Origin of the sequence: Arthrobacter sp. zg-Y895 (assembly GCF_020731025.1) — a bacterium.
In the GTDB taxonomy this organism is placed as follows: domain Bacteria; phylum Actinomycetota; class Actinomycetes; order Actinomycetales; family Micrococcaceae; genus Arthrobacter_B.
Genome location: NZ_JAJFZY010000016.1, coordinates 1 through 3,342 on the forward strand (window position 1 = coordinate 1; position 3,342 = coordinate 3,342).

The 3,342-nt window shown below is 55.4% G+C and carries 1 rRNA gene; it reads left to right on the top strand.

From position 1 onward, the window contains the following. Nucleotides 1–57: 57 nt before the first annotated feature. A 23S ribosomal RNA gene (locus LJ760_RS17240) occupies nt 58–3,192 on the top strand. Nucleotides 3,193–3,342 lie beyond the last annotated feature (150 nt).

Consider the following 3,342-nt stretch of genomic DNA (forward strand, 5'->3'; position numbering starts at 1 on the left):
CAGGGTGCCTGGTGAGACCGTGGTTTTCTCGATAGCGATAATAAATTGATCTTTTGTGGTCAAGTTTTTAAGGGCACACGGTGGATGCCTTGGCATCAGGAGCCGAAGAAGGACGTAGGAATCTGCGATAAGCCTGGGGGAGTTGATAACCGAACTTTGATCCCAGGATGTCCGAATGGGGAAACCCCGCCCGGCGCGCGAGTGACCGGGTGACCCGCATCTGAACACATAGGGTGCGTGGAGGGAACGTGGGGAAGTGAAACATCTCAGTACCCACAGGAAGAGAAAACAACAGTGATTCCGTTAGTAGTGGCGAGCGAACGCGGAAGAGGCTAAACCAGTGGTGTGTGATAGCCGGCGGGCGTTGCATCACTGGGGTTGCGGGACTTTCCGTACCGATTCTGCCGGATCGGTGAAGTGAGTGCAGATGTATAGGTGAACCGGTTTGAAAGCCGGGCCGTAGAGGGTGTTAGCCCCGTAACCGGAATGCATGCTGCCGCTTGGAGAGGATCCCAAGTAGCACGGGGCCCGAGAAATCCCGTGCGAATCTGCCAGGACCACCTGGTAAGCCTAAATACTCCCTGATGACCGATAGCGGACAAGTACCGTGAGGGAAAGGTGAAAAGTACCCCGGGAGGGGAGTGAAATAGTACCTGAAACCGTGTGCCTACAAACCGTTGGAGCAGCTCTGATTGCTGTGACAGCGTGCCTTTTGAAGAATGAGCCTGCGAGTTAGTGTTACGTCGCGAGGTTAACCCGTGAGGGGAAGCCGTAGCGAAAGCGAGTCTGAATAGGGCGATGCAGTGGCGTGATCTAGACCCGAAGCGGAGTGATCTACCCATGGCCAGGTTGAAGCGACGGTAAGACGTCGTGGAGGACCGAACCCACTTCAGTTGAAAATGGAGGGGATGAGCTGTGGGTAGGGGTGAAAGGCCAATCAAACTCCGTGATAGCTGGTTCTCCCCGAAATGCATTTAGGTGCAGCGTTGCGTGTTTCTTACCGGAGGTAGAGCTACTGGATGGCTAATGGGCCCTACAAGGTTACTGACGTCAGCCAAACTCCGAATGCCGGTAAGTGAGAGCGCAGCAGTGAGACTGTGGGGGATAAGCTTCATAGTCGAGAGGGAAACAGCCCAGACCACCAACTAAGGCCCCTAAGCGTGTGCTAAGTGGGAAAGGATGTGGAGTTGCCCAGACAACCAGGAGGTTGGCTTAGAAGCAGCCACCCTTGAAAGAGTGCGTAATAGCTCACTGGTCAAGTGATTCCGCGCCGACAATGTAGCGGGGCTCAAGTACACCGCCGAAGTTGTGGATTTCAGATATAGATAAGCCTTCGTGGTTCAGTCGTCTGGAGTGGTAGGGGAGCGTCGTGTGGGCAGTGAAGCTGCGGTGTAAACCAGTGGTGGAGCCTACACGAGTGAGAATGCAGGCATGAGTAGCGAAAGACGGGTGAGAAACCCGTCCGCCGAATGATCAAGGGTTCCAGGGTCAAGCTAATCTGCCCTGGGTAAGTCGGGACCTAAGGCGAGGCCGACAGGCGTAGTCGATGGACAACGGGTTGATATTCCCGTACCGGCGAAGAACCGCCCATACCAAGCAGGGGACACTAACCGTCCGGAGCCTGCCCGATCACCCTTGTGGTGTGAGGGTTTTGGCCGAGCACGGGACCTGATCCTGGGAGGTAAGCGTATTAACAGGTGTGACGCAGGAAGGTAGCCGGGCCAGGCGATGGTAGACCTGGTCTAAGGACGTAGGGTCCGTGATAGGTAAATCCGTCACGGTGTCTTTGATGACGAACCTGAGATCCGACGGGACCCCCTCACGGGGGGATCCGGTGATCCTATGCTGCCTAGAAAAGCATCGGCGCGAGGTTCCAGCCGCCCGTACCCCAAACCGACACAGGTGATCAGGTAGAGAATACTAAGGCGATCGAGAGAATTATGGTTAAGGAACTCGGCAAAATGCCCCCGTAACTTCGGGAGAAGGGGGGCCCCAACCTTGATGGACACTTGCTGTCCGGAGGGGATCGGGGCCGCAGAGACCAGGGGGAAGCGACTGTTTACTAAAAACACAGGTCCGTGCGAAGTCGCAAGACGATGTATACGGACTGACTCCTGCCCGGTGCTGGAAGGTTAAGAGGACCGGTTAGCCCTTACGGGCGAAGCTGGGAATTTAAGCCCCAGTAAACGGCGGTGGTAACTATAACCATCCTAAGGTAGCGAAATTCCTTGTCGGGTAAGTTCCGACCTGCACGAATGGAGTAACGACTTCCCCGCTGTCTCAACCATAAACTCGGCGAAATTGCAGTACGAGTAAAGATGCTCGTTACGCGCAGCAGGACGGAAAGACCCCGAGACCTTTACTATAGTTTGGTATTGGTGTTCGGTGTGGCTTGTGTAGGATAGGTGGGAGACTGTGAGACCCGGACGCCAGTTCGGGTGGAGTCATCGTTGAAATACCACTCTGGTCATACTGGATATCTAACTTCGGCCCGTAATCCGGGTCAGGGACAGTGCCTGATGGGTAGTTTAACTGGGGCGGTTGCCTCCTAAAGAGTAACGGAGGCGCCCAAAGGTTCCCTCAGCCTGGTTGGCAATCAGGTGTCGAGTGTAAGTGCACAAGGGAGCTTGACTGTGAGAGAGACATCTCGAGCAGGGACGAAAGTCGGGACTAGTGATCCGGCGGTACATTGTGGAATGGCCGTCGCTCAACGGATAAAAGGTACCTCGGGGATAACAGGCTGATCTTGCCCAAGAGTCCATATCGACGGCATGGTTTGGCACCTCGATGTCGGCTCGTCGCATCCTGGGGCTGGAGTAGGTCCCAAGGGTTGGGCTGTTCGCCCATTAAAGCGGTACGCGAGCTGGGTTTAGAACGTCGTGAGACAGTTCGGTCCCTATCCGCTGCGCGCGCAGGAAATTTGAGAAGGGCTGTCCTTAGTACGAGAGGACCGGGACGGACGAACCTCTGGTGTGTCAGTTGTACTGCCAAGTGCACCGCTGATTAGCTACGTTCGGATGGGATAACCGCTGAAAGCATCTAAGCGGGAAGCCCGCTTCGAGATGAGATTTCCATACACCTTGTGTGTGAGAGGCCCCCAGCCAGACCACTGGGTTGATAGGCCGGATGTGGAAGCGGGGACTAAAGACCCGTGAAGCTGACCGGTACTAATAGGCCGATAACTTACACCACACCAGCACCTGGACGGACACGACTTCAAACGGTCCGTCAAAGTATAAAGGGTGTTGTTAGATCATGCTGCTTGCGTCCACTATGTGGTTCCCGGACAACAACCGTTGGTTGCTGCCCTGGAACACCGAATCCTTGCCCCTTGTCCAGGGG